The sequence below is a fragment of the Microbulbifer mixtoriginis (SeqCode) genome (assembly GCF_052467515.1).
This window is the reverse complement of sequence record NZ_CP174314.1, coordinates 602,581-625,839: the sequence shown is the minus strand read 5'-3', so window position 1 is coordinate 625,839 and position 23,259 is coordinate 602,581. Positions and strand designations below refer to the sequence as shown.

General features: G+C 44.9%; 25 protein-coding genes, 1 other RNA gene and 2 pseudogenes. 19 read left to right on the top strand and 9 right to left on the bottom strand.

Annotation, left to right across the window (positions count from 1 at the left end; translation table 11 throughout):
- Positions 1-181: 181 nt before the first annotated feature.
- The 7 genes from ACJJIT_RS02570 to ACJJIT_RS02540 all read left to right on the top strand — a co-directional run bounded on the left by ACJJIT_RS02570 (position 182) and on the right by ACJJIT_RS02540 (position 6,794).
- Positions 182-1,600 (top strand): sodium-dependent transporter, encoded by a 1,419-nt coding sequence (locus ACJJIT_RS02570; RefSeq protein WP_252083247.1) that lies wholly within the window; start codon positions 182-184, stop codon positions 1,598-1,600.
- A 15-nt stretch (positions 1,601-1,615) separates the two neighbouring features.
- The gene (gene smpB / locus ACJJIT_RS02565; protein WP_444899879.1) at positions 1,616-2,095 is read left to right on the top strand and encodes an SsrA-binding protein SmpB; all 480 of its coding nucleotides are present in this window, start codon (positions 1,616-1,618) and stop codon (positions 2,093-2,095) included.
- Positions 2,096-2,134: 39 nt separating this feature from the next.
- Positions 2,135-3,481, top strand: a complete 1,347-nt coding sequence (locus ACJJIT_RS02560) for a sodium-dependent transporter (protein WP_444889457.1) — start codon at positions 2,135-2,137, stop codon at positions 3,479-3,481.
- Between the two features lie 156 nt (positions 3,482-3,637).
- Positions 3,638-4,027: a transfer-messenger RNA gene (ssrA, locus tag ACJJIT_RS02555) on the top strand.
- Positions 4,028-4,631: 604 nt separating this feature from the next.
- Positions 4,632-5,084, top strand: a complete 453-nt coding sequence (locus tag ACJJIT_RS02550) for a nucleoside deaminase (RefSeq protein ID WP_444899878.1) — start codon at positions 4,632-4,634, stop codon at positions 5,082-5,084.
- A 726-nt stretch (positions 5,085-5,810) separates the two neighbouring features.
- Positions 5,811-6,101 carry a tyrosine-type recombinase/integrase gene (locus ACJJIT_RS02545; RefSeq protein WP_444900885.1) on the top strand — a complete coding sequence of 97 codons (291 nt, stop codon included), beginning with the start codon at positions 5,811-5,813 and terminating at the stop codon, positions 6,099-6,101.
- A gap of 105 nt (positions 6,102-6,206) precedes the next feature.
- Positions 6,207-6,794 (top strand): hypothetical protein, encoded by a 588-nt coding sequence (locus tag ACJJIT_RS02540; RefSeq protein WP_444899877.1) that lies wholly within the window; start codon positions 6,207-6,209, stop codon positions 6,792-6,794.
- Positions 6,795-7,489: 695 nt separating this feature from the next.
- On the opposite strand, the gene ACJJIT_RS02535 is transcribed toward ACJJIT_RS02540, so the two are convergent.
- Positions 7,490-8,581, bottom strand: a complete 1,092-nt coding sequence (locus ACJJIT_RS02535) for a Fic family protein (RefSeq protein ID WP_444899876.1) — start codon at positions 8,579-8,581, stop codon at positions 7,490-7,492.
- A gap of 366 nt (positions 8,582-8,947) precedes the next feature.
- On the opposite strand from ACJJIT_RS02535, the gene ACJJIT_RS02530 reads away from it, so the two are divergent.
- The 5 genes and pseudogenes from ACJJIT_RS02530 to ACJJIT_RS02510 all read left to right on the top strand — a co-directional run.
- On the top strand, positions 8,948-9,568 hold the full coding sequence (locus tag ACJJIT_RS02530; protein ID WP_444899875.1) for a DUF6088 family protein: 621 nt from the start codon (positions 8,948-8,950) through the stop codon (positions 9,566-9,568).
- On the top strand, positions 9,565-10,650 hold the full coding sequence (locus ACJJIT_RS02525) for a nucleotidyl transferase AbiEii/AbiGii toxin family protein (protein ID WP_444899874.1): 1,086 nt from the start codon (positions 9,565-9,567) through the stop codon (positions 10,648-10,650). The genes ACJJIT_RS02530 and ACJJIT_RS02525 overlap by 4 nt, the downstream gene beginning before the upstream one ends.
- A gap of 143 nt (positions 10,651-10,793) precedes the next feature.
- Positions 10,794-10,973 (top strand): hypothetical protein, encoded by a 180-nt coding sequence (locus ACJJIT_RS02520; protein ID WP_444899873.1) that lies wholly within the window; start codon positions 10,794-10,796, stop codon positions 10,971-10,973.
- Positions 10,974-10,999: 26 nt separating this feature from the next.
- On the top strand, positions 11,000-11,206 hold the full coding sequence (locus tag ACJJIT_RS02515; RefSeq protein ID WP_444899872.1) for a hypothetical protein: 207 nt from the start codon (positions 11,000-11,002) through the stop codon (positions 11,204-11,206).
- A gap of 225 nt (positions 11,207-11,431) precedes the next feature.
- Positions 11,432-11,644 (top strand): annotated as a pseudogene (locus tag ACJJIT_RS02510) (hypothetical protein); the annotation flags it as partial.
- Positions 11,645-11,801: 157 nt separating this feature from the next.
- Here the strand turns inward: ACJJIT_RS02510 and ACJJIT_RS02505 are convergent.
- The 6 genes from ACJJIT_RS02505 to ACJJIT_RS02480 all read right to left on the bottom strand — a co-directional run bounded on the left by ACJJIT_RS02505 (position 11,802) and on the right by ACJJIT_RS02480 (position 15,350).
- A complete protein-coding gene (locus tag ACJJIT_RS02505; RefSeq protein WP_444899871.1) occupies positions 11,802-11,999 on the bottom strand; it encodes a hypothetical protein in 198 nt (65 codons plus the stop codon).
- Positions 11,996-12,385, bottom strand: coding sequence for a hypothetical protein (locus ACJJIT_RS02500; RefSeq protein ID WP_444899870.1), 390 nt, complete (start codon positions 12,383-12,385; stop codon positions 11,996-11,998). The genes ACJJIT_RS02505 and ACJJIT_RS02500 overlap by 4 nt, the downstream gene beginning before the upstream one ends.
- A 68-nt stretch (positions 12,386-12,453) precedes the next feature.
- Entirely contained in the window at positions 12,454-12,783 is a 330-nt protein-coding gene (locus tag ACJJIT_RS02495) for a hypothetical protein (RefSeq protein ID WP_444899869.1), read from the bottom strand.
- A 2-nt stretch (positions 12,784-12,785) separates the two neighbouring features.
- On the bottom strand, positions 12,786-13,178 hold the full coding sequence (locus tag ACJJIT_RS02490; protein WP_371842273.1) for a type II toxin-antitoxin system YafO family toxin: 393 nt from the start codon (positions 13,176-13,178) through the stop codon (positions 12,786-12,788).
- Between the two features lie 19 nt (positions 13,179-13,197).
- Positions 13,198-13,344 carry a hypothetical protein gene (locus tag ACJJIT_RS02485; RefSeq protein ID WP_444899868.1) on the bottom strand — a complete coding sequence of 49 codons (147 nt, stop codon included), beginning with the start codon at positions 13,342-13,344 and terminating at the stop codon, positions 13,198-13,200.
- An 80-nt stretch (positions 13,345-13,424) separates the two neighbouring features.
- A complete protein-coding gene (locus tag ACJJIT_RS02480; RefSeq protein ID WP_444900884.1) occupies positions 13,425-15,350 on the bottom strand; it encodes a type I restriction endonuclease subunit R in 1,926 nt (641 codons plus the stop codon).
- 412 nt (positions 15,351-15,762) lie between these two features.
- Between ACJJIT_RS02480 and ACJJIT_RS02475 the strand changes: the two genes are divergently transcribed.
- A complete protein-coding gene (locus ACJJIT_RS02475) occupies positions 15,763-16,458 on the top strand; it encodes a RipA family octameric membrane protein (protein ID WP_444899867.1) in 696 nt (231 codons plus the stop codon).
- 8 nt (positions 16,459-16,466) lie between these two features.
- Here the strand turns inward: ACJJIT_RS02475 and ACJJIT_RS02470 are convergent.
- Together ACJJIT_RS02470 and ACJJIT_RS02465 are read right to left on the bottom strand one after the other, a co-directional pair.
- A pseudogene (locus tag ACJJIT_RS02470) lies at positions 16,467-16,910 on the bottom strand (IS5 family transposase); the annotation flags it as partial.
- Complete coding sequence (locus tag ACJJIT_RS02465; RefSeq protein WP_444899177.1) at positions 16,796-17,245, bottom strand: transposase; 450 nt, start codon at positions 17,243-17,245, stop codon at positions 16,796-16,798. The gene ACJJIT_RS02465 and the pseudogene ACJJIT_RS02470, both read right to left, overlap by 115 nt.
- 162 nt (positions 17,246-17,407) lie before the next feature.
- Here ACJJIT_RS02465 and ACJJIT_RS02460 point away from each other — a divergent pair, with 162 nt between their 5' ends.
- The 6 genes from ACJJIT_RS02460 to csrA all read left to right on the top strand — a co-directional run bounded on the left by ACJJIT_RS02460 (position 17,408) and on the right by csrA (position 23,234).
- Positions 17,408-17,899: a hypothetical protein gene (locus ACJJIT_RS02460; protein WP_444899866.1), complete on the top strand. Its 492-nt coding sequence runs from the start codon at positions 17,408-17,410 to the stop codon at positions 17,897-17,899.
- 12 nt (positions 17,900-17,911) lie between these two features.
- Complete coding sequence (locus ACJJIT_RS02455; protein WP_444899865.1) at positions 17,912-18,868, top strand: ComEC/Rec2 family competence protein; 957 nt, start codon at positions 17,912-17,914, stop codon at positions 18,866-18,868.
- 376 nt (positions 18,869-19,244) lie between these two features.
- Positions 19,245-19,595, top strand: coding sequence for a nucleotide pyrophosphohydrolase (locus ACJJIT_RS02450; RefSeq protein ID WP_444899864.1), 351 nt, complete (start codon positions 19,245-19,247; stop codon positions 19,593-19,595).
- Between the two features lie 17 nt (positions 19,596-19,612).
- Entirely contained in the window at positions 19,613-21,991 is a 2,379-nt protein-coding gene (locus ACJJIT_RS02445; RefSeq protein ID WP_444899863.1) for a DNA/RNA helicase domain-containing protein, read from the top strand.
- Positions 21,992-22,135: 144 nt separating this feature from the next.
- Positions 22,136-22,456 (top strand): hypothetical protein, encoded by a 321-nt coding sequence (locus tag ACJJIT_RS02440; RefSeq protein WP_444899862.1) that lies wholly within the window; start codon positions 22,136-22,138, stop codon positions 22,454-22,456.
- A gap of 568 nt (positions 22,457-23,024) precedes the next feature.
- Positions 23,025-23,234 carry a carbon storage regulator CsrA gene (gene csrA / locus ACJJIT_RS02435; RefSeq protein ID WP_444899861.1) on the top strand — a complete coding sequence of 70 codons (210 nt, stop codon included), beginning with the start codon at positions 23,025-23,027 and terminating at the stop codon, positions 23,232-23,234.
- The last annotated feature ends 25 nt before the right edge of the window (positions 23,235-23,259 follow it).

Here is a 23,259-nt window from a genome sequence, read left to right as displayed (position 1 = left end):
AATCCAGTCCGCCAGGCGAAATCGCCTGGGATTGTCGTTCGGCCGCTAATTTTGCCAGTCGGCGCTACTCAAGCAAGAGAATTCCTGCAACAATCGCATTTTTTGCCGGCGGGACATACCCGGCCCCGCTGGAAAACAAAAACGAAAGCTGTATCTGATAAAAAATAATAGCGAGAGTACTATGACCGCAGTGAGAGAGCATTTTGGGTCAAGGCTGGGCTTTATCCTGGCCGCAGCTGGTTCCGCAGTTGGTATTGGCAATCTGGTGGCATTCCCGGTAGCGGCCACCAAGAGCGGAGGCGGTGCTTTCCTACTGGTCTATGCCCTCTTTGTTTTTCTGATCTGCCTGCCCGTTATGATGGCGGAATTGGCTCTGGGACGCCGCTCCGATAAAGACCCGGTAGGTGCCTATCGTCAACTCTCCAACGGTTCACACCTGTGGCGTATCCCCGGCTGGCTAGCCTTGATCACGCCTTTTATGATCGCGGTATTTTATTTAGTGGTTACTGTGTGGGTACTCGGGTACCTGATTGAAACCGTCACCGGTAATCTCAACCTGCTCGCCACCCAGGATTTCTTTATCCACTTTATCAATACACCCAAGGTATTTATTTACCTGGTGGTACTGATGCTGATTATTAACGCCATTCTCGCTATGGGGGTTAAAGACGGTATTGAGCGTGCGGCAAAAACCCTGATGCCGATGCTGTTTGTAATGCTGCTGGGCCTGGTGATTTTTGTCCTGACCCTGGATAACGCCATCCTCGGTGTGAAGTATTACCTGGTGCCAGACTTCAGCAAAATTGATGGCAACGTGGTGAGCAAAGCCATGGCCCAGGCCTTCTTCTCGTTGTCTCTGGGTATGGGCATCATGATCACCTACGGCTCTTATATGAAGAAGCGAGACTCTATCCCCGGTTCCTCCCGCGCCGTTGCCATTACCGATACCATGGTGGCCTTTACTGCGGGCCTGCTGATTCTGCCGAGTATTTTCCACTTCAACCCGCAGATTGATCCCTCCGAATTAAGCGAGTCCTCTGCCGGAATGATCTTCCTGTTCCTGCCGAAGATCTTCCTTGCCTTGCAGGACAGCATCGGCTATGCCGGCGCAAGTGCCGTGGCTGCGATCTTCTTCTTCCTGGTTCTGGTAGCAGCGATCACTTCCCTGGTTTCCATTATTGAAGTACCTATCGCCACCCTGCGCGACGAGCGCGATATGGAACGTAAAACAGCCATTTACTGGGTTGCCGGAGTACAGTTTGTACTGGCCATCGCTTGCGCCGTCTCCTTTGGCATGGTCAACTGGTTCACTGAATTTGTACAGTTGGCCGGCGTTAACAAGTCCTTCTTCGATTTAGTTGAGATCATTTTCTACGACACCATCCTGCCCTTAAACGGCCTGCTGGTGTGCCTGTTTGTGATCTACAAATGGAAGAAAGCCAACTTTGACAAGGAGCTGCAAGAGGGCGACTCCGCCTTTGCCGGCTCTTTCTCACAAAAATACGTAAACTTCTCCCTGGGCACCTTTATCCCTCTGATACTGCTGTTGATCTTTATCAACACCGTGGCCCTGAAGTTTTTTGGACACAGTTTTATCTAGTCACTAGAAGTTTTCATGGCCAAGAAAAAGAAAGCGCAAACATCCAATACCATCGCCCTCAACAAGAAGGCCCGTCACGACTACTTCATAGAGGAGAAGTTTGAGGCGGGCGTTGAGATGCAGGGCTGGGAAGTGAAAAGCTGTCGTGAGGGCAAGGCCCAGCTCACCGACAGCTATGTCATTTTTAAAAATGGCGAAGCCTGGCTGCTGGGTTCCAATATCCAGCCGCTTGCCAGCGCCTCCACCCATTATGTGACCGAGCCCGACCGCACCCGCCGCCTGCTGCTCACCAAGCGCGAGCTGTCCAAGCTGATCGCCGCCGTGGAGCAAAAGGGGCACACCGTGGTTGCCACCGCGCTGTATTGGAAAGGCCATTTGATCAAATGCGAAATCTGCCTGGCCAAGGGTAAGGCTATGCACGACAAACGCGAAACCGAGAAGAAACGGGATTGGAACCGTGAAAAGCAGCGCCTGATGCGCGCCACGCACAAGTAGTGCACAGAGACAACTAGAAGAATAATTACGGGATTTACTATGAGTGCACCGCGAGGACAGTTCAGCTCGAATATTGGCTTTTTGATGGCCGCCGCCGGGTCCGCCGTTGGTCTCGGCAACATTTGGGGCTTCCCCACCAAGGCCGCCAGCAACGGCGGCGCCGCCTTTGTAGTGGCCTATCTGTTTTTGGCCTTCGCCCTCGCCTACCCGGCGCTGATGGCCGAACTTACCATTGGCCGTTACGCGCGGCGCAATATGGTGCAGGCACTGCGGGCTATTTCTATTGGCCCTGTGAGCCGCTTCTTCGGTGGCCTCACCGGCTTTGGCGGCATCCTGGTAGCCTCTTTGATTCTGAGTTTTTACGCTATTGTGGCCGGCTGGATGGTGGCCCACCTGGCCGAGCCTTTCGCCGCCCTGTTTGGCGCCCAGGAAGCCGTCCAATGGCTCACAGAAAACAGTACCCAGCGCAACCTGATCTTTACCGCAATCTTCAGTGGCCTCACCATGCTGATTATTGCCAGCGGTGTGGAGAAGGGCATTGAGCGCTGGTCCACCCTGTTGATGCCCTCGCTGATTATCCTGCTGCTGCTTTTGATCGCCTATGTACTCACCCAGCCCGGTGCCTTTACCGGCCTGGAGGTGTACCTGATGCCAGACTTCAGTCACTTCACCCCGAAGCTACTGATCTCTGCAATGGGCCAGGCCTTCTTCTCCCTGTCTCTAGGGGTGGGTACCATGCTGATCTACGGCTCTTACCTGAGCCAGCAAGAGAGCTTGCCGCGCCTCGGCGCCCTGGTCACTCTGATCGATGTGGGGATCGCCTTCACCGCAGGTCTGCTGATCCTGCCCGCCATGTATGTGGCCCAGGAAGCCGGCACCCAGATCTTCGCTGCCGACGGCGCCCTCATCGCCGGGCCCAACCTGATCCTGCAGGTGTTGCCAGCGCTGTTCGATACCATGGGCGAAGCCGGCGTGTTCGTCGCCATTGCCTTCTTTGCCCTGATGGTGATCGCCTCCCTCACCTCCTCTATCTCTATGCTGGAAGTACCGGTGGCTTTCTCTATTGAGAACCTGGGCATCCCTCGCCGTATTGCCACCCCAGGGGTGGGCCTGGTGATCTTTGCCATCAGCAGCACCATTATTTACAACTTCGACAGCCTGTTTGGACTGGCAGTCAGCATCAGTACTGAATACGGCCAGCCCCTGCTGGGTATTGCGCTGTGTATCTTTGCCGGCTGGATCTGGCGCCGAGACCAGCTACTGAGCGAGCTGAAGAAAGGCCACGAAGATATTGAGCACACCCTGTTCTGGAAGATCTGGCCCTGGTATGTGCGCATCGTGTGCCCACTGCTGATCCTGGTAGCCTTCGCCCAATCGATACTGTAACGCCTTTTCTAACTACCCCGGCGGGCACTGCTGCCGGGGCACCCCGCTTTCCCCCTGCCCCTGATCAAAGTTCCCAAAAATCCTTGGCGCATAAAAATTTATTGCAATGGCCGAGTTTGGGGTATACTTAGATGACACACGAAAGTGTTTCTTATCGGGGATGACTTGGATTCGACGCCGGTGACGAAACCTTGGGTGCATGCCGTGATGGCAGCGAATCACGTTAATCCAAAGCTGTATTTTATTAGTTGCCAACGACGACAACTACGGTGCCCAACTCGCTGCGTAAGCAGCTTGTGAAGCACTAACTAAGGGTTCGTCCCTTAGCAGTCTTCAGCAAGGTTCCAGTATCGCGCTGTAGACTGTTATACAGAACTGGATCGCCGCAAGCCATACTCGTGGGCAAGCGGTTAAACACTTTACGGGATCGCCCTATACGTCCTGACCGCCGGGCTGTAATGGGTTAAATCAATAGACGGAGCTAAGCATGTAGAGCCTCTGGCAGAGTGCTGACGGACGCGGGTTCGACTCCCGCCATCTCCACCAAATTGAAAAAGGCCAACCGCAAGGTTGGCCTTTTTTATTGCTTGGTCGACTGCCTACTCAATCTTCCTCCGACGAAAATTTTTGGCATAGCTTATTGATGGCGAACATTAACGGTCTCAAAAAGCTCACCATTAGCGTTTATTTAGGTTACTAACAATTCAAAAATCCCATTAAATAGAACTAAACAAACCAACTAAAAACCACTGGGTTACCGACCAGCTCACAATTCTAGGACGATCACTCCAGTCACTTTGATGACACGCAAATTTACCAGTCTATCTTTCTATAGCCCCTAAAATCAGCCCCTAAAATCCAAACATCTGTTTAAAAAGAAGTTATTTAAATCATCTGCAAAAAGGCGTGATCATTAGCAGCAAGGAAGACACATGCTAGCAACTCACAGCGATGCCGAATCAAGGTATGAAATATACCGTCAATTCACTGAGACCCCTTTCAGCCCCCCCCAAAATATCGCCGACATAGCGCAACCTAGCGCCTGTTTACACTGATCCTAGTCGGTAGTTCACTAATGCAGTGATGTATTAATAATATGCTCTACATTCTTTGATTAAAATATTCTTAATACCTAAAACAGAGAGCTGTAATGAGTGAAGCTAACCATGACGTTTACATGCAAGAAGCCATTAATGAGGCACGAAAAGGTTTAGCAACGGGAGGAATTCCTGTCGGTTGTGTAATAGTGCTGAATGGTGAAATTATCGGCAGAGGTTACAATCAGCACGTCCAGCAAAACAGTGTTATCAAGCATGCTGAAATGAGCGCACTGGAAAATATGGGAAAATTATGTTCTACAGATTACCAAAAGTGCACTGTTTACACGACTTTATCACCCTGCCCAATGTGCAGTGGGGCCATACGCCTATTCGGAATTAAGTATATTGTTATCGGTGAAAATAAAACATTCCAAGGCGATGAATCATTACTCAAGTCTGAAGGTGTAAGCTTGGTTATTCTTAATAACCTTGAATGTATTGGTCTTATGAATCAATTTATTCAGCAACATCCTGAAATCTGGCATGAAGATATTGGCCAGTAGGAACCATTAACTACAAAGTATATTTTTAATGGCCCACCAATAAACCAAATTACTAGAATAGATTGAGATTTTATTGATACTTTTGATGTTTACACTGTGGCTTTCAAGAATTCAATTCTGCTTGAGAAGCTCCACGGCCCTCTACTCAGCACCAATCTGACACACAACTAGTCAACTTGATAATTACTAAGTAGGCCCAATCGGTGAAGGTTGCAACAGCCACCAGATATGGGCCCTAGCCTGAGGTACACAACTAGCCTAGACCAAAATTTCAGCTCAATTTATAGACTAAGAAGTTAGCCCCTATAAACTATTAATGGGATTTGTTATACACCCCATCAATAACAGATACCATCATCTTTGCAAAGACAAACCTGGAGCCGAGCTCTACTTCTTATTTTTTTACTCTGGGTGCCCGATTGTATTACGAGGGCATTGTTACTGGCATGTCTGGAAGGGGAGCTGACAGCTGCATCTTGTACCAACGTGCATACTGGCTCTACAAATACCGGAAGGGCCGACCGTGCCCCCACCACAGACTTGGCCGGCGCACTCACAGCCACCAAGAAAAAGCATCTGACAGCAATTACAGACCCTGCTGAAGTTGGGCACCCACTAACAGCCATAGACGAATACCAGGGCTCCCCAGTAGTAAGAGCAGCCCTAAAACTATCCCCTCCCCTCTTCTGCCCCCCTGGAGAATTGCGAAAACTTGAGTAGGCGGAAATCAATTGGGATGCCACGCACATAGAACTGCCCAGCGAAAAAATAAAAATGGGCCAGCCACACATTATCCCTTTTGCTGAACAGGCTCTAGCCTTACTGCAAGAACTGGAGCCGCTAACAGGTCATGGCAAATATGTTCTCCCATCAGCTCGAGACCAGAGCCGGCCACTGTCTGATAACGGTGTGAAGACTGCGCTCAGGTCACTGGGCTATGACAATGAAACAATGACCGTCCACAGCTTCCGTGCAATGGCCCGTACTCTATTAGACCCCGACACTCGGCAGATTTAATTTAGAATTCGCGTTTTCATCAAGCAAAAACCTGAATGTGGCACATGCATCTCAAATCAGAGAGGTAGAACACATTCTTCAATGGATTTACGAGGATAAAAGGGTATGTCTATCAACGAACATGCAACCAAGGTACAGGTGAGTCGACTGGTTAACACCGCTCTGGCATGGATTAAGAGAGAGCCGACAGGTATGACCTTGGATGAAATCTTGGGTAAACTCAGATTAATCAGCAAGAACCTGAATACTGCTAAACGTAGCGTACAGCACTTTGGTGGAATGATGGCGACCGGCGCTCATGGACAAAATGCCTACCGAGCCAAACAATCCACGAACTCGAAGCTTAAGACGCTCTCATCACTTGAAGACTTCCTCGCAGAAGAATGGGAAAGGCTTGGTGGTGAGATTGACGGGGAGATAAGAAAGCTACCAGGGGAAGGCAAGACCGAATTGGAACTCCTGAATATGCTTGCGGGAAAAATTCAATCGTTCGATAAATTACTTAAGAAAAACTTCAGCCAGGTTTCAAAGCACCTATCCAATCCAGATCAAGCGACGACCATTCAAACAGAGGTCACCCAATTAAAGGCAATACCCGCTCATACAGCGCCAAGTATGATTTTATTAATTACCATCGGCCTTCGGTTATTTGCGATGTACGTCGGTTCTAAAAGAGTGACTAGTAATACATAGTCTCGATTTCCCTTTTAGTAATTCTCTAGGCGCTGGACGTTTTTCATCCGGCAGGCTCAATGCCTGTCGGAGCCTTCTAAATAAGTGGGGACGAATCAGTATTGTGTTAGGAATACCCACATTTCTACCCATTAACCAAGTTAAAAAAATACCTTAAAGAACCCACTTAGCCCCTCACTTCAAAAAGAACAAAGCCTCAACCATCGATCATGTGATGCACTCTTTACAATACTCACGAGATGCACTTATACACGAGAGAAAGGTCTCCCCACAGTCAAGGAGGCCGCTCGCCTGTAAACAATTATTGATATCGATAAAGGTTTTTTTCACATCAGTAAGCGCCCCAGGAATGCCTGCTGGGGCATGACGTATAGAGAGAGCCTAGGGCATATTTGAGTCGGATAAATCACGCGCCAAATTGGAGGTTACTTTGCTCTAGTGGTGGGGGTATCTGTGGGGTTTTGTAATTAAACCAAACAGAAACCGAGCAAATACGGTAGCTACAGCCAACTACTCAAGTCTCGTCATTTCCACCAAATCAAGAAAGGCCAAGCGCAAGGTTGGCCTTTTTTATTTCCAGATCAAAACTAGGGCACCTTCAGTTTCTAAAACTAAGCAACCTTCTTAGCCAAGATGGGATGTGATCCAAATACAGCTTCGCTCTTTGGCATGTTAGTTCGACTTTAAATCACTATTTAGAGCTTTGGCGCATCAGGATTACGAATAAATAAATCACAGAGTGGTGTATTGATATAGTAGTTAACTCGCCCAATTTTTTGTTTTTGTAAAAACTCGCTTTCAACCAGTTGATCCAGGTATTTGGTGGCGGTCAAGCGTGTCACTCCAAGATCGTTTACCACAAATTCAATTTTTGTATACGGGTGCCTGAATAGATTATTCAGCAAATCTTGGCTGTAAATTTTGGGAAGCTGCCCTCGAATGTCATGTTTATAGCGCATCATCAGGCTTTTGATTTCTTGAATTAGATAGATTGTTTGCCTCGCTGTAAGCTCAATCCCTGTCAACATAAAAACTAACCAAGACTCCCAATCGTTATTATCTCTTACTTCCTGTAAAGTTCGGTAGTAATCACCTTTATTTCGAATGATGTGACGACTCAAATACAGCACAGGTAAATCCAGCAATTCTTGCGTTACTAGATACAAAATATTGAGGATACGCCCGCAACGGCCGTTGCCATCGTAGAAGGGGTGAATCGATTCGAACTGAAAATGAATGACCGCCATTTTTACCAAGGGGTCTAAATCGGAGAGCGATTCATCATTGATGTATTCGACGAGATTATTGATTAGCCGTTCGACTTCTTGGCTATCTTGCGGTGGTGTATAGACAATTTCACCGGTTTGCTGATTTTTAAGCTCTGTACCTGGCAACTTTCTTAAGCCCGCCTTATTCCGCTCTAAGGTTTGCTGAATATCTAAAATATCGTTTAGGCGGATAAGTTTTTGATGCCTGACTTGTTCGAAGCCCTGCTTCAAGGCAACAGAGTAATCTTGAACTTCTTTGGTCGCAGTAGTGAGGTAATCTGTGGAAAGCTCGGCTTTATAAAGATCATCGTGACTGGTGATGATATTTTCAACTTCAGAACTGTCTTTCGCCTCCTGCAACGTGAGGGTATTGATAAGAATAGCTTCGTTAGGAATCGAGGCCGACACACCTTTGAGCTCCGCCAAATATCGGTGCGCAGAGGCAGCTTTTTTCAGGACCGGTTTAGTTTCCAGCCTAGCCTCATCCCCAATGGGTAATGGCTGTACTTGATATGGCATGGCGATCCTTTCTGGGCTGTACAAATTATAAAGATATGCAAGATATGCATAGATTTTTCAATAATTTATACACTTCTGTATCAATATGTATAGATTTCGCTATTTTTTTTAGGTATCACGAAATATATGATTAATAAAGCAATAGGTATATGTGTTTTGACCAATTCCTGCGCGCTGCGAGGCCTGGGCCCATGGTTGATAGCCCTAAAGGCCTCAACTTGCCAATATGTCTTACAGTAGGCGAATTTATCCTACACTATTGACTTCAGGTAAACCTAATTATCCTGACATAAAACTTCTTGAAAGCTACAGGATACGGGGGCTAGAATAAAACAATCTATCATCGGTAGTGTCAGGATTATTACAGTGTCAGTTTCTAAAAGCGTCCACCAACGAATCAAGCGATTCCAACGGGGCGAACCCTTCCCTGTCAACCGCCTGTACACGCTTGGGAGTGAAACGGCTGTACAGAAAGCTCTAAGTCGCTTAGTAAAGGCCGGGGAGCTCGTACGTGTCTCCAAGGGGTTGTATGCCCGCCCCAAAACCATCTCTTCAATACCTGGCTTAAAGGTCCAACCCAGTGCAACAAAGGTCGCCATCGTCTGGGCAAGGCAATATAAGCACAAGCTCGTTCCACAGGGGCAGGAAGAAGCCTACCGCCTCGGCCTGCAAACGCAGGCGCCAATGAAAACCATCTTTTGGACCAGTGGCCCCAGCAAGGAATTTAGGGTGGGCAATGAAGTAGTGGTAGCCAAGCACACCAGCGCCTCAAAGCTGAAATGGGGTCAGAAACCGGAAGGGGCGCTTTTACGTGGGCTTTCCACCATCCCCTCCAAATCCGCTTCTCCCCGCATTGTAAAACTTGCCATCGCCCGGTTGAGACTGGGAAAGACGGAAGCCCGCGAGACCCTCAAAAAGTTGGAACATTCCAATCTGCCAGAGAGGTGGATTGTTTCAATCAGAGAAACTAGAAAAACCATAAAATGACCAATATTCTCAACCACTACACCTCCAACAGGGGGCGTAAAGAATTAGCCGATCTATTGCGTGCAGGCGCCCAATACCATCCAGCTAGCCTGCCAGCTCAATATTTGGAAAAGGATCTTTGGGTAGTAGAGATTCTCCGCCTGCTTTATGACGAAGAACTTCTAGGGGGTATGGACGTTGCCTTCAAGGGTGGTACTGCGCTCAGCAAATGCTTCTCTGCCATTGATCGATTCTCGGAAGATATTGACCTCTCCATTCATTGGGGAGCACTAGCAAAAAGCGAAGACGAAGCGGCAGATTGGAAGACCACCACCCAAAGTGGAAATCAAAAAAAGAAGTTTCGCAATGCTCAAACAAAACGCCTGGAAGAATGGACACAGAATCTGGTCGATACCTTAAACGCACGCTTCACACAATATGGTATAGATAGACTCAGTGCCGAATATGTCACGGGCTCCAAGGGTGAACAGGTGGAAATACACTATCCACGCCTGATCACAGAGGTGGAAACCTACACACTAGACTATGTCCTTCTGGAATTCGGCGGCAGAAATCGCGGCAAACCAACCGTTCGCAGCCCCATCACCTGTTACCTCACTGAAGTACCAGAGCTAGCCGGAGCCAACCTCTCTTATCCAACGGCATCGGTTAGCGCTTATCATCCCGACTATATCTTGTGTGAAAAGCTGACCGCCCTTCACCAGTTCTCGACGCAGACTAAAGAGCCAGACCCCTACCGATTAGCCCGCCACTGGTCCGACACAGATAAAATCATTATTGCCGAACTGGCAAACCCTTTTGAGACCCAGAAAGCCATGGAAGACGTTGTAACTATGAAGTCTGCCCGCTGGTCTGAAAAGGGCGTCGAGTTCGAAGCGGTATTGCGCGGCGAATTAAAACTGATCCCCGACCAAAACCGACTCGCGCTCCTCACTGCAGACCATGAGGAATCCCTTGAAGGAGGCATGTTTCTTCAAGATCCTGGACAATTTCAGGATATTGTCGCCCGATTAAAGCAACTCGAATCTAAGCTGAACGCCCACTACAAATCAAAGCTCAGCAATAATAAAGAACCCAAATAGAATATTCTCATCTTTCGAGTGACGACCAAGGCTTTCAAAATCAACGGTCGTTCAATAATAAATTTTGAAATGGTAAAAATATGTAAATACTACGCACAAGCCTTCCCTACCGGATTACTGCGTTTTGAAGTTGAGATAAATATATGAACGATCAAATAAAAAAGGCCCTTGAAGACGCGGAGAAGCGACTTGAAGGACTATTGCCTGATATAGAAAAGCGTCACAGCGAAGCAACCCAGAACAGTCCTGATGAACCAGACAACCTGAAAGAAGGTATCGTAGATGATTTGGAAATCCCAAGAGCTATAAAGCAACACCCCTAAATAGATAACAACAAACGAAAACAATTATGGAAACCCTTAACCTAAAACTCCCCTATTCCGATATAACCCTAATTCTCAACTCAATACGTCACTACCTAAATCACATTGAAACCCTTGATAAAAATTCAATTGATGAAGACAGCCTGGCTGATTTACTCGACGATGCAGAGAACCTAAAGGGTGTTGAAACACACTTGGCAGAGCTATTCAGTAAAAAATTTGGTCCTTACTAGCATCAAACCCAAAGACATTTGGATAGTTACAGATGCCCTCCACATTTATCCACCTGATACACACCTACTTCTGCTGCTAAACAACCATCCCCCAAACTAACTCCCCCAAACTAACTCCCCCAAACTAACTCCCCCAATCACATCCCCCTAAAGCCCATCCTGTGATAGATTTAGTCGTAATAATCATTCAAAAATCGTAATGGGCCCGCTGTAGGCCTGCATCAAATGGACAAGAATCAGTTTTCCGAAGCGGATATCATCAGTAAATATATCCTCCCCACCAGTGAACAAGCCGGCTGGGACCGGCTCAACCAGCTGCGCCAAGAGGTAAAGCTGCGGGATGACAAAGTGATTGCGCGCGGGCAAGTCGGTGCGCGTAAAACCGTTAAATCCGCCGATATCGTCCTCTACCTCAAACCCGGTATGCCGTTAGCCGTTAGCCGTTAGCCGTTAGCCGTTAGCCGTTAGCCGTTAGCCGTTAGCCGTTAGCCGTGATTGAGCCTAAAGCCAATAAGCACGAAGTCGGCAAAAGTATGTAGTAATATCTTTTAGTACGCACTCAATCCATTATGACGGTTGGCCACGATTTCGAAGCCTACCTCTTAACGTCTTTTAAATCCGGCTTCCCACCGGGATTATCATCCCGCATTGCATCTTTACCCCCACTCAATAGCCCCGTCTGATCCACATATTCAGAACCTGATAACAGCTCTTCAGTTCGCTTTTTGGCGCGCTCCTTTCTCCACTTTTCATTTTCAGGAGTGCCCTTTAGCGGACGTTTTTCATTGGTCATACTATGCTCCTCCAACAGTAATCACCACGAGAGTTATAAGTGAAGCCCTTGCTGGAGTAATAGTCGCGTACCTTTTCGTTAACAGGCTTCATGATACGAATCCCATGAGCGCCTATCTGCTCTGGATATTCCTCCAATGCCAACAGTGTTAGAGGTAAAATCTTCGTACGCAGGGGGTGGTTATGTGGTGCCGCTTCGAGGGAGTCTAGCCGAAGCCGTGCCCCACTCCATTTGGGACGCCCCAATGACAGTGCGCACAACTGATGGCGATGCCAAATACTCAGCTCAAAACGCTTTGGGTTGGTAAATGAATACAAGTCATATTCCCTGGACCAGTCCCAATCCAGTTTTCTAAGAGGGCTTTCATCCCAGGACTTGGCCTGCACCAATGCCTGATTATTATGGGAATGAAAAAGGCGCTACAGCGCCTTTAGATAAAAAATATTATTTACTCTCAATCTTTAAATTCTACGAAGTCATCATCATCAGTGTCAGAGAGAGGATTCTTCTTACGATGTTCTTCAAACTGTTTACGGAACGGCTTGCCGAAACTTTCTTCATCTTGTGCTGGCCAACCCACGTCTATTCCACCAAGCAGCTCCGCTAGAGGAATCCAACCTACTATTTCAGCACTGTATCCGAGTTGCCATTGACCATCTGCCCATGAAGCCACATCGTAAGCACCAAATCCATGAGGATAACGAACTGCAACAATATACTCACCAGGTGCTGTTGGCTCACTTTTTTCTTGCCACATAGCTTGAAAACTACTGTCTTCGGCCACTGTTATTTCCTCATCCGAAACTGTTCAGCTTTATCGATCAGCCAATTCATGTAATTGAAATCCCGCGCTTTTTGGTGGGCTCCGGCAGCAATAAAGTCGATCACATAGTATGTGTTAGGTGTCATCGAAGCTTCTGTATAAATCAATGCACTATCACTGGTTCCTGCACGAATATGCACAGTCTTTACTTTGTCAAGAATATGTACATGACGCAACTTGGCTCTTTCTGCGTAAGGCTTTGGGTCATGATATGGAACATCCTTACCAAAGTAGTGAACCGTATTTCCAGACTTCCAACGTTTAAAGTCACTAATAAGTGCTCGCAAATCGCTATTGGTCTGACTTTCCTGATCAAGCTCTTTGCGGACGAATACTTTAATTGTTCCTTCTTTCACTATAAGGCCCAGCCGTTATCTATTTAACTTCCACGTAGTCAATGGGGCTGCTACTATTCTTGGCCTTATCGGCTTTAGTTTTAGCACGCTCAAACCCTTTTGCAACCTTTTCCAAGGATGCCTTATTTGGGGTAAAGGCCTCTTTTACTCGCTTCCTTTCACTCATGTATTTCACCTTCGGACATTAAATGCCTATAAATTGTACGCCTGCGATTGAGAATATCTCAAGATTAAAAAGTACAAATTTTATACCAACTCCACCTGATGTTTCTTAAAGTTCTCCGCCTGCTCCAAAATCTCTTTAAACACATCATCATTGGCAATCGGTGGGTAACCAAACTCCGCTAACAGCAGAATCAGCTTCACTTGCAGCTCTGCCTTAATATCATCCCGCTGATTCCAGGCGGGGAAGCTGGCGACGCTGTCGACTTCTTGTTTGGCTCGTTTAGCCAATTCGACCAGCTTGTCTTCCGGGTAAGAAAAGTCGTACTTTACCGAGAGGGATTTGAGGATGTCGTAGAAGGCTTTTTCTTCGTAATTGATCCCCATATCTGTAAATGAGGTCATTTCAGTTTTTAGGTCTTGGTAGAGGTCGATAATCTCGTTGGAGAAGTCCTCCAGCACACTGCTGACCAGAACATCCTCTTCCTTGCGCTCGTTGTACTTTTCTACCAGGGCCTTGAACTTCTTACTGAAATCGACGCTTTGCATCTTATTGGTTTTGGCCACTTCGCCGATGGCTTTTTCCAGCAACTTCTGCAAGAGCTTAATCTTGGTATTCGGCAGTTTGATTTTTTCAATTTTGGCCAAATAGTCCTCATCAAAAATATCGACGGGGCCACCGCCCTTCTCCTCTCCCAGCTTAAAAATCTCTTCCACTCCATCACTGCGAATCGCCTCGGCGATCATCTCGCGGACTTTGACGTTCATCTGTGCGGTATCTGGGGCGTCGCCCCGGGTGAGTTTAAAAATAATGGAGCGGATGGCCAAATAAAAGTGAATCTGGTCCCGCTCTTTTTGCGTGATTTCCTCATTGCCACAGCAGATGTCATAGGCCGCCTTTAAGCGCTTGGCGATATCCATAAAGCGCTTTTGGGTCTTCTCGGTTTGCAGGGCATATTCGGCCGCTTCATTGAGGCAGTTGAGCTGGCTTACCGGGTCGCCGCTAAAGTAACCGCTGCTGTCGAAGTGGTGGAAGGCCATATTGAGCAAATCCAGATGGTTGCGCACTTCGACAATCGAAGCGGCAATATCTTCAAAGTTGTCATCACTACTACCGCCGAAAGTTTTTAGCGCTTTATTCATATTGGTTTTGATACCAATATAATCCACCACCAGCCCTTTGCTCTTACCCTCAAATTTGCGGTTTACCCGTGAAATTGTCTGGATCAGGTTGTGCTTTGATACCGGCTTATCGAGATACAAGGTATCGAGAAACGGCACATCAAAGCCGGTGAGCCACATATCCACCACAATGGCGATTTTGAAGTTGGATTTGGCCTGCTTGAATTGGCGGTCCAGTTCTTTGCGATCTTCCTTGGTGCCGAGCTTGTCCCACAGCACCTTGTCATCGTCTTTGTTGCGGGTCATCACCATACGGACCCGCTCGGAGGGTTTTAGCTCCTTGCGCTCTTTCTCGGTTAACTGCTCACCCTCGGCACAGGTCAATACCTCAAACCACTCGGGGCGCAAGGCTTCCAGCTCTTGATAGAACTGGTAGGCAATCGGGCGGGAGCTGCTCACAAACATCGCTTTACCGGCGACGGTGGAGCCCTCTGCCAGGCGGTTTTCGTAGTGGGCGACAAAGTCCTTGGCCAGGGCGCGGATACGATTCTCGTCCCCCAGTATGGCGTTCATACTGGCCATGGCTTTTTTGCTTTCGTCTATTTGATACTCGTTAGCGCCGTCTTTCTCACACTCCGCGTAGTACTCCTCAATTTCCTTGAGCTTGTCGTTATCCAGAATCACCTTCGCCGCGCGGCCCTCATACACAATGCGCACGGTGATTTCATCTTTCACCGATTCATTCATGGTGTAGCGATCCACCGTGGGGCCAAAGACATCCAGGGTGGCGTCGATGGGGGTTCCGGTAAAACCGACATAGGTGGCGTTGGGCAGTGAATCGTGCAGGTACTTGGCAAAACCGTAAGTTTTCTTAACCCCTTTATTAATCCCTAAACAACATCTAACAACTTAGTGAAAACAGCCTGAATGACCAACCAAGGCTCGCGATATACAGCTAGCTAATTCGGGCCTCTGGCGCAAAGTACATACATACTCAGGTTTGAAGTTAGTTCGAAGCCTTTGCAATCTCTAGTCAAAGTACCACCATTAATCCTCCACCAAATAGGTACGATCGTACACTTTATCTTTTTGTTTCAAATTAAAGCTAATTTTGAATGCCATAACCCCAAATTGGTCAAGCTGCAAGCAATCCCAAACTAGATGCCAGCCATGTTTGGTCGATCTATTGATTCCCAGTGAATTTCCTAAGATCCTACGAAACTAACCCTTTACACGTTAAATAATAGAGATACGAAAATCTGTTCATTTAATAAGCAGCCAACCCTTAAGTGAGAGATAAGTGCCTACTACTGACATCACCCAAGAACAATATGAGAGTAAGCTTTTCCCTGCGAATAAAAGGAAGAAAGCTTTAGAGCATGCCTTAGATATTCGGAAATTTGAGATAGAACTCTACTGGAAGCGTGCAACCTATTTTTGGACATTTATAGGGGCAATCTTTGCTGGATATATTGCTATTCAAGCCTCCAAGTCAGACCTGAAACAAGACCTTGCTGTTATTTTGTCTTGTTTAGGTTTTGTTTTTTCAATTGCATGGTTCTGCGTAAATCGTGGGAGTAAGCAATGGCAAGAAAACTGGGAGAAGCATGTCGACTCTCTAGAGGATTCTGTGACTGGACCACTTTATAAAGTTGTCCTCACGCGGAGAAAAACTAAACCTTGGAAAACACTGATTAAAGAACGGAAAAGTCAAGACTGGAAAGAGAAATGCCATCATTTAGTAACAGGCCCTTCGCCACTGTCAGTATCTAAAATCAATCAAATCATTAGTTTATACGTATCTGCCATCTGGATTTACTTAGTAATTTATACTTTGCCTGAGTTCGATACTTCTCGAGATATTAATCCTTTTTATACAACCGTCCTATCCATGAGCTTAATGACTAGTGCGATGTTCTTCTTTCTTGGCCGCACGTACAACGGAGGGTATTGGCACAATGGAACAATCAGAACTTCAGCAATTAAAAATGACTAGAAGCTGTTTCATAACTTCTTTAACGTAATTAACATGCATGCAATATAGAAAAAAGCACGATAAGTGGACAAATATCGCTCCCATCTAACAACTAAACGGCGGTAATTTCCCAACCACGCAAAAGTCCTCTCAACTTTCCAACGGCGAGCGTACCTTCTAAGCTTTCTGCCATCCTGCCTTGAGACTTTTTTCCTATTTCTCCTGTGTGGACAGATAAGGTCAATTCCACGACTCAACAGGCTATCTCTAAGAGGATCCGAGTCCGCCGCTTTATCATAAACTAAGCGATGAATCTTTGTGTTTTTATACGTAACATCAAGTAATGGGTGTAATAACTTCACTTCTGCTGGTGAGGCCGAAGTAATGGTGCCTCCCAGTGGAATACCTTCGCCATCGACCACCACCATCCACTTTGAACCCTTGCCCCGCTTGGTTTTCCCGATTTCGAAGCCCCTTTTTTTGCTGGTGCAAAGCTGCCATCAGAAAAGACCTCCTCCCAGTTAAGCAAAGACTGCTGATCCAACAGCTCCAGAAATCTTCTCCATGCCTGTAACCAAGCTCCTTGCTCTTCCCAAAATTGAAGCCTTCTCCAGCATGTACTCGGTGATGGATAATGTGAAGGAAGATCTTTCCATCGCGCTCCAGAACGCAAAAGCCATAGGATGCCCTCAAAACAAGCTCGATTATCAATGGGTTTTGGGCCTCCCTTTCCTCGTTTTAACTCAGGAAGACAAGGTTCGATCAATTTCCATTGATCATTGGTTAACTCTGACTTGAATCGGCTCACTATTGCTGGCCTTTTTTCTATGTAATTGCGTGAGAATAGCCGATTTCAAGTTATGAAACAGCCTCTAGCCAACTAAAAGTTATCTACCCATATTTCAACTAATTGTTGTTATATTTTTTCAGGGCAAACTTGAGTCTTAAAACATCACAAACTGGATTATTTATGGAAAAAATTTTAGAAAAACTATCATCCTACAACATATTTAACTACCTATTCCCAGGTGTAGTTTTTTGTGTTATTTCTGACCGCTACTTTTCTCTACCTTTGCTACAAGAGTCGATCATAGAAGGGTTATTTCTATACTATTTCATTGGGTTAATTATTAGTCGCTTTGGCTCATTAGTAGTTGAACCTTTATTTAAGCGCTTTGGCATAGTTGACCGTTGTGACTATTCAGACTTTATCAAAGCATCTAAAGCGGACCCCAAAATAGAACTCCTATCTGAAACGAACAACATGTATCGAACAATATTTTCTGGCTTGATAATTTTGTGTATATTAATAGCCAGCAACCAATTTACAAGTGGACATCCAGACCTTACACCCCATTTGAAATATGTATTACTTGCAATGACAGTGACAATTTTTGGCTTTTCTTATAAAAAGCAGACAGACTACATCACAAAAAGAACCTTGACTAACAACGATACATAAACTGAAACGGTGATGAAAGTGCCAATTAAAAATAAAGTCACACGATTTAGAGCATATCAACTTGGAAATGCAGGATCTTCTTTCTCATACTTTAACGGCACAAAATTTACGCTCTTAGAGGCACGATATAACGAAGCTAATGAAGATAGCATCAAGCAAGAAATGCATTTATGTAACACAAATGAAATTCACGACTTACATATCACCTCTTGGGATATAGATCATTGCTCCCCAATCCAGCTAGAGAAAATACTCACCAACTTTAACCCAAAAAAAATTGAATATCCTGGCTATACTCCACACACTGAAGCAGGGAAGGAAAGCCTTAGTATAATTAAGAAATATGAGGAAAAAGACAGAGGAAATAGAAAAAGTATAGGAATAACACCCTCATATATTAGGAGCTTAGATAAGGCAGAAAGTTACGGATATAGAGATACCCTCCACCATCCAAAATATATTGATGAAACAAGCTCAAACAACAACTCAACCGTGAAGCATTTTAGATCAGGTTCATTCAATGTCTTAAGCCTTGGTGATGTCGAATGTAACAACATTGCATCGGGATTGAGAAGACAAAGAACCATCAACCAAGAAACCGACGTCATGATTCTTGCGCACCACGGAGCGGACAACGGATTTACGACATCGGCTTTTATTAGAACCGTTAGACCCAGTGTTGCTATAGCTAGTTCCGACTACGCCAATCAATTCAAGCATCCCAAGCAAGAAATAAGAGATCTTTTATACAAAAACGAAGTTAAACTTTTCACGACGAAGAATGGGGACATCGTCATTTATTCAATTGGTTCTCATGAAGGCAAATATAAATTGGTTAATTTAAAATCTGGAAGCACCGAAATCTCTAGCACTCACTATTTCCTCGCTCGAAAATCCAAATTCCTTAGCAACAATAGAGATACAATAAGAGCAAAAATCAATAGAGGTTATAAAGGCCCAAAACGCTAAACATCCGCTTATGCCTCACCACTTATTCCAGCACAGAGGTCACCTGAACGGATTTTTTAACGAGTTTCGAATAGTTACATCCCATATATTGTTAAAATCAATAACGTAAGGCGACTTTTCGACTCCCGCCATCGGTTGAACAAGACCCTCATTAGCATAACAGTCCCCCAACTGAATTTATGGATAAGACCTCTGCATCAAGCCAATAGTACATTTGATATCAGAATCACGTCCTCTCACAGAGCTTCCCTACCCTTATTGGCTTCCTCTAATGAAGTGAACTAATAATAATCATACATAAGTTATATGATTCTAATTTAAGTTTATATATAGTGTTTCTTGAATTATTAACTTCCCCTAAATAAGATTTATCTCTATGAATGACCTAAAAGCCATTCGTCAAAAAATGCAAGAATTTTCTGACGCTCGCAATTGGAACCAATTTCACTCTCCAAAAAACCTCTCAATGGCTCTAAGTGTTGAAGTAAGTGAGCTATTAGAACACTTCCAATGGTTAACCGAAGAACAGTCTTATTCATTAAAAGCTGAACAACTTGAAGCAGTTGCCGATGAGATTGCCGATATTCAGCTATATCTGGTTCGCCTAGCAGATAAAGTCGAGATAGATATAGGAACAGCAGTTGAGCAAAAACTACAAAAAAATGAAACCAAGTACCCCATTGATAAAGTCAAAGGGTGTTCGAAAAAATATAGCGAATATGAGTAACTAAAAGGATATATTTTGTGATTGTATATTCAGCCACTAAAAGGGAGTTTATTGATGATGTACGCTCCAATCGAATTGCTGAAATCATTGACAAGGAAGTACTGCGCAAACTTAATCGCAACTCGCCCCGAAATGAAAAACTATCGTGGGAAAATTCACTACAATATATGTCACAAGTTCTTTGGGATGAGACAATACCAGCTTCTGCAGGTGTGGCTATAGAGTACAACCTGCCAATGACTAACCGTCGTGTTGACTTTATTCTTACAGGCAAAGACCATGATCGTAATGACACTGCGGTAATCGTTGAGCTCAAACAATGGCAGGAAGTAAAGAAGACCAATAAAGACGCTATTGTTAAAACACGCTTTCAACATGGAGAGAAAGAAACTAACCATCCTTCATATCAAGCTTGGTCTTACTCTGCACTGATAGAGGACTACAATCAGACTGTCCGGCAAGAGTCAATCCGCTTAAAGCCATGTGCATACCTTCATAATATGAAGTCGCGTAAGGTTATTAATGATCCTTTCTATGATTCACATACCGCTAAAGCACCTGTATTTATATCACCAGACGCCCTAAAACTTGCCGAATTTCTTAAGCAGTATGTGAAATATGGCGATAGCGATGACATAATGTATCGCATCGAACATGGGGTCATTAAACCATCTAAGAACCTCGCAGATGCACTGGAGTCCATGCTAAATGGTAATCCAGAGTTTCTAATGATTGACGAGCAAAAGTTAGTATACGAGACAGCACTTGATCTCGCTCATAAAGCCCAACAAGGAGAGAAACATACCCTGATTGTTAAAGGGGGGCCTGGAACAGGAAAATCGGTACTAGCTATCAATCTACTTGCAGAACTTACGAAGCGAGAAATACTTGTACAGTATGTTTCAAAAAATGCTGCCCCACGTGAGGTATTTAAAAATAAGCTTTCAGGCACCAGAAAGAAGACCCATATAGATCAGATGTTTAAAGGGTCAGGAACATATATTGACACTGAAGAAAATAAATTTGGTGCTTTGTTAATAGATGAAGCTCATAGGCTTAACGAAAAATCAGGCCTATATGGGAATCTAGGTGAAAATCAGATTAAAGAACTGATAGTAGGATCAAGGTTAAGTGTTTTTTTTATTGATGAGGCTCAGCGAGTAACCTTACAAGATATAGGTAGCATAGAAGCCATTAAACAGTGGGCAACTAAGCTAGACTCAACTACAACTGAAGTTAGCCTGCCCTCCCAATTTCGCTGCAATGGATCTGACGGGTATTTGGCTTGGGTAGACAATAGCTTACAAATTCAAGAAACCGCCAACCCTACTCTTGATGATATAGATTACGAAGTTAAAGTTTTTGATGATCCGAATCATCTTAGGAAAGAAATATTCGAGAAAAATCGCTTAACAAACAAAGCTCGGATTGTTGCAGGTTATTGCTGGAACTGGCCAAGTAAAAAGGATAAATCAGCCTTTGATATCGTCATACCTGAATATGACTTTAAGGCACAATGGAATTTAACAGATGACGGTAGCCTGTGGTTGATTGCCGAAAATTCAGTAGAGCAGATAGGTTGCATTCATACTTGCCAGGGACTAGAACTTGACTATATTGGCGTAATTATTGGTGATGATTTTGTTATTCGTGATGGTGTTGCTGTCACAGATGCTTTAAAGCGCTCTAAGAATGACCGTTCTATTCGTGGCTTTAAGACCATACTGAAGAAAAACCCTAGCAGGGCACGCCAACTGACTACAGAAATAATTAAAAATACCTATCGAACTCTTATGACTCGCGGGCAGAAAGGCTGCTATATTTTTTGCACTGACCCAGAAACCCGCGACTATTTTAAAACCTTAGCTAGGCGAGAGAATAATAAGGATAAGCTGGAGTCATATCCGTATCAAGGGTTGGATTTACCAGTTGTATCTTATGATGAAGCTCAACCATATAAAGTCCATGTTCCAATCTACAATCTACATGCAGCAGCTGGAAATTTTAGTGAAGCCCAGGCTGTAGAGGAATTAGAATGGGTACAATTACCTGAACATATCAACATTAGTAAAAATATGTTTGTAATGCATGTAGTTGGCGAATCTATGAATCGTCGAATTCCAAATGGATCCTGGTGTCTATTCAAAGCAAATCCAAGTGGTTCACGCAACGGTAAGATTGTTCTTGTTCAACACCGGGAGATTGACGACCCTGATCACGGAGGAAGCTACACCGTTAAGAAGTACAGTAGCGAGAAAACCTCCGATGAAGACATAACTATCAATAAAAAAGTAGTCCTAAAACCAGAAACTAATGCTTATGGATATTCACCAATAGTATTAGAAGATGAAAATGAGGAATTGATTGTTCTTGGAGAATACTTAACTGTTATTTAAAAATTGAGGAAGTCAAAGTCTAAATCACATATATACCATATTCTTATGTGATTTAGGCAAAGACGATGATACCTGGGTCTATAAAAGACCAGTGGGAATAGTATCTAAATAGAAAAGTCTAGAACGTGAAAATCTTAATTCATGATGAAATTTAATGAAAATGACCTTCTTGTGAGACATATAGCAATTCACTACTCCCACAAGCTAAAAAATCAACTAGCCGAAGACATTCTACTTGGCAAAAGAGATATCACTTCAACTGAAGAAACTAAGCTACTGACTCAGTTTTTCTGGCAAATGGCAGATCAGGCAGCTAAAGATTATCAAATCGATGGACAACCATATATTGATGTCGATCTTGAGACCTGCATGGAAAAGTTAATGAATATCTTCATCGGCTATACCAAAAGAGCAGGCTTTAACCAACAATGGATTGAAGAATCCAATAGGATTAACGGTTCATAGTTCTCATTAAAAGGATCACTATTTTGGATTCCATTTTCAATGAGCAATTGCCATTCGGCAAAATGAACTCATAAGAAATATAGGCGCCCAAATAATCTTATTGGATTTTATTAAGTTTTCTTCAGCGTCAAAGCTGCGTAGAATCGATAGATACTTATCAATATTTTGGGCCGTGATCAAACCGGCTTCTACAAGCCAACCGCCCAAGATAAAACAAGAATTTTATAAAAGACCCATTCCCAAAGGAGAACGGTAGCGTGACGTAAGAGACAGTAAAAGGCGCTGACCCAAGGTGCGGCAACACCCGGGGCCAGCTAACCAAGTTGATATCTAACCTATCAAAATGGCTCCATGAATGGTACGCTAGAAACCCACTCGTCTTCAATAAAAGGTTGCAAATTCAGTAACCTGAGGCGATTCCCCAAGCACTGGGAGTCTAGCGCCCGCCTTTTTTTCTTTTACGCCTACCGTTCTCGCGCCCCTCCTAATGCCCGCAACCGATATTACTTTCCTGGCCTTCCCGTTGCGGGAGGTTTGCCAATGCTTTGCGTCTCATTAGGAAACCAATATGTTGATTTTAAACCGCCGTACAGGCGAGAACCTCAGGATTGGGGAAAACGTCTCAGTCACAATATTAGAAGTTAAAGGTAATCAGGTGCGGGTAGGTATAATCGCCCCCAAGACCTTGGCGGTTCACCGCGAAGAGATTTATAGGAGAATCAAAAGACAACAGAGGCAAGACAATGGGGATAAAAAGCAAATTTTCCCAGTAGAGTGAGCCCTAACAATCCTGCTTTGGTCCT

Coding starts and splice junctions, on each gene's coding strand:
- ACJJIT_RS02485 (WP_444899868.1), bottom strand. CDS start 13,344: ATGAGTGAAAGGAAGCGAGTAAAAGAGGCCTTTACCCCAAATAAGGCA.
- smpB (WP_444899879.1), top strand. CDS start 1,616: ATGGCCAAGAAAAAGAAAGCGCAAACATCCAATACCATCGCCCTCAAC.
- ACJJIT_RS02460 (WP_444899866.1), top strand. CDS start 17,408: ATGGAAAAAATTTTAGAAAAACTATCATCCTACAACATATTTAACTAC.
- csrA (WP_444899861.1), top strand. CDS start 23,025: ATGTTGATTTTAAACCGCCGTACAGGCGAGAACCTCAGGATTGGGGAA.
- ACJJIT_RS02550 (WP_444899878.1), top strand. CDS start 4,632: ATGAGTGAAGCTAACCATGACGTTTACATGCAAGAAGCCATTAATGAG.
- ACJJIT_RS02535 (WP_444899876.1), bottom strand. CDS start 8,581: ATGCCATATCAAGTACAGCCATTACCCATTGGGGATGAGGCTAGGCTG.
- ACJJIT_RS02450 (WP_444899864.1), top strand. CDS start 19,245: ATGAATGACCTAAAAGCCATTCGTCAAAAAATGCAAGAATTTTCTGAC.
- ACJJIT_RS02525 (WP_444899874.1), top strand. CDS start 9,565: ATGACCAATATTCTCAACCACTACACCTCCAACAGGGGGCGTAAAGAA.
- ACJJIT_RS02570 (WP_252083247.1), top strand. CDS start 182: ATGACCGCAGTGAGAGAGCATTTTGGGTCAAGGCTGGGCTTTATCCTG.
- ACJJIT_RS02455 (WP_444899865.1), top strand. CDS start 17,912: ATGAAAGTGCCAATTAAAAATAAAGTCACACGATTTAGAGCATATCAA.
- ACJJIT_RS02520 (WP_444899873.1), top strand. CDS start 10,794: ATGAACGATCAAATAAAAAAGGCCCTTGAAGACGCGGAGAAGCGACTT.
- ACJJIT_RS02515 (WP_444899872.1), top strand. CDS start 11,000: ATGGAAACCCTTAACCTAAAACTCCCCTATTCCGATATAACCCTAATT.
- ACJJIT_RS02505 (WP_444899871.1), bottom strand. CDS start 11,999: ATGACCAATGAAAAACGTCCGCTAAAGGGCACTCCTGAAAATGAAAAG.
- ACJJIT_RS02560 (WP_444889457.1), top strand. CDS start 2,135: ATGAGTGCACCGCGAGGACAGTTCAGCTCGAATATTGGCTTTTTGATG.
- ACJJIT_RS02540 (WP_444899877.1), top strand. CDS start 6,207: ATGTCTATCAACGAACATGCAACCAAGGTACAGGTGAGTCGACTGGTT.
- ACJJIT_RS02440 (WP_444899862.1), top strand. CDS start 22,136: ATGAAATTTAATGAAAATGACCTTCTTGTGAGACATATAGCAATTCAC.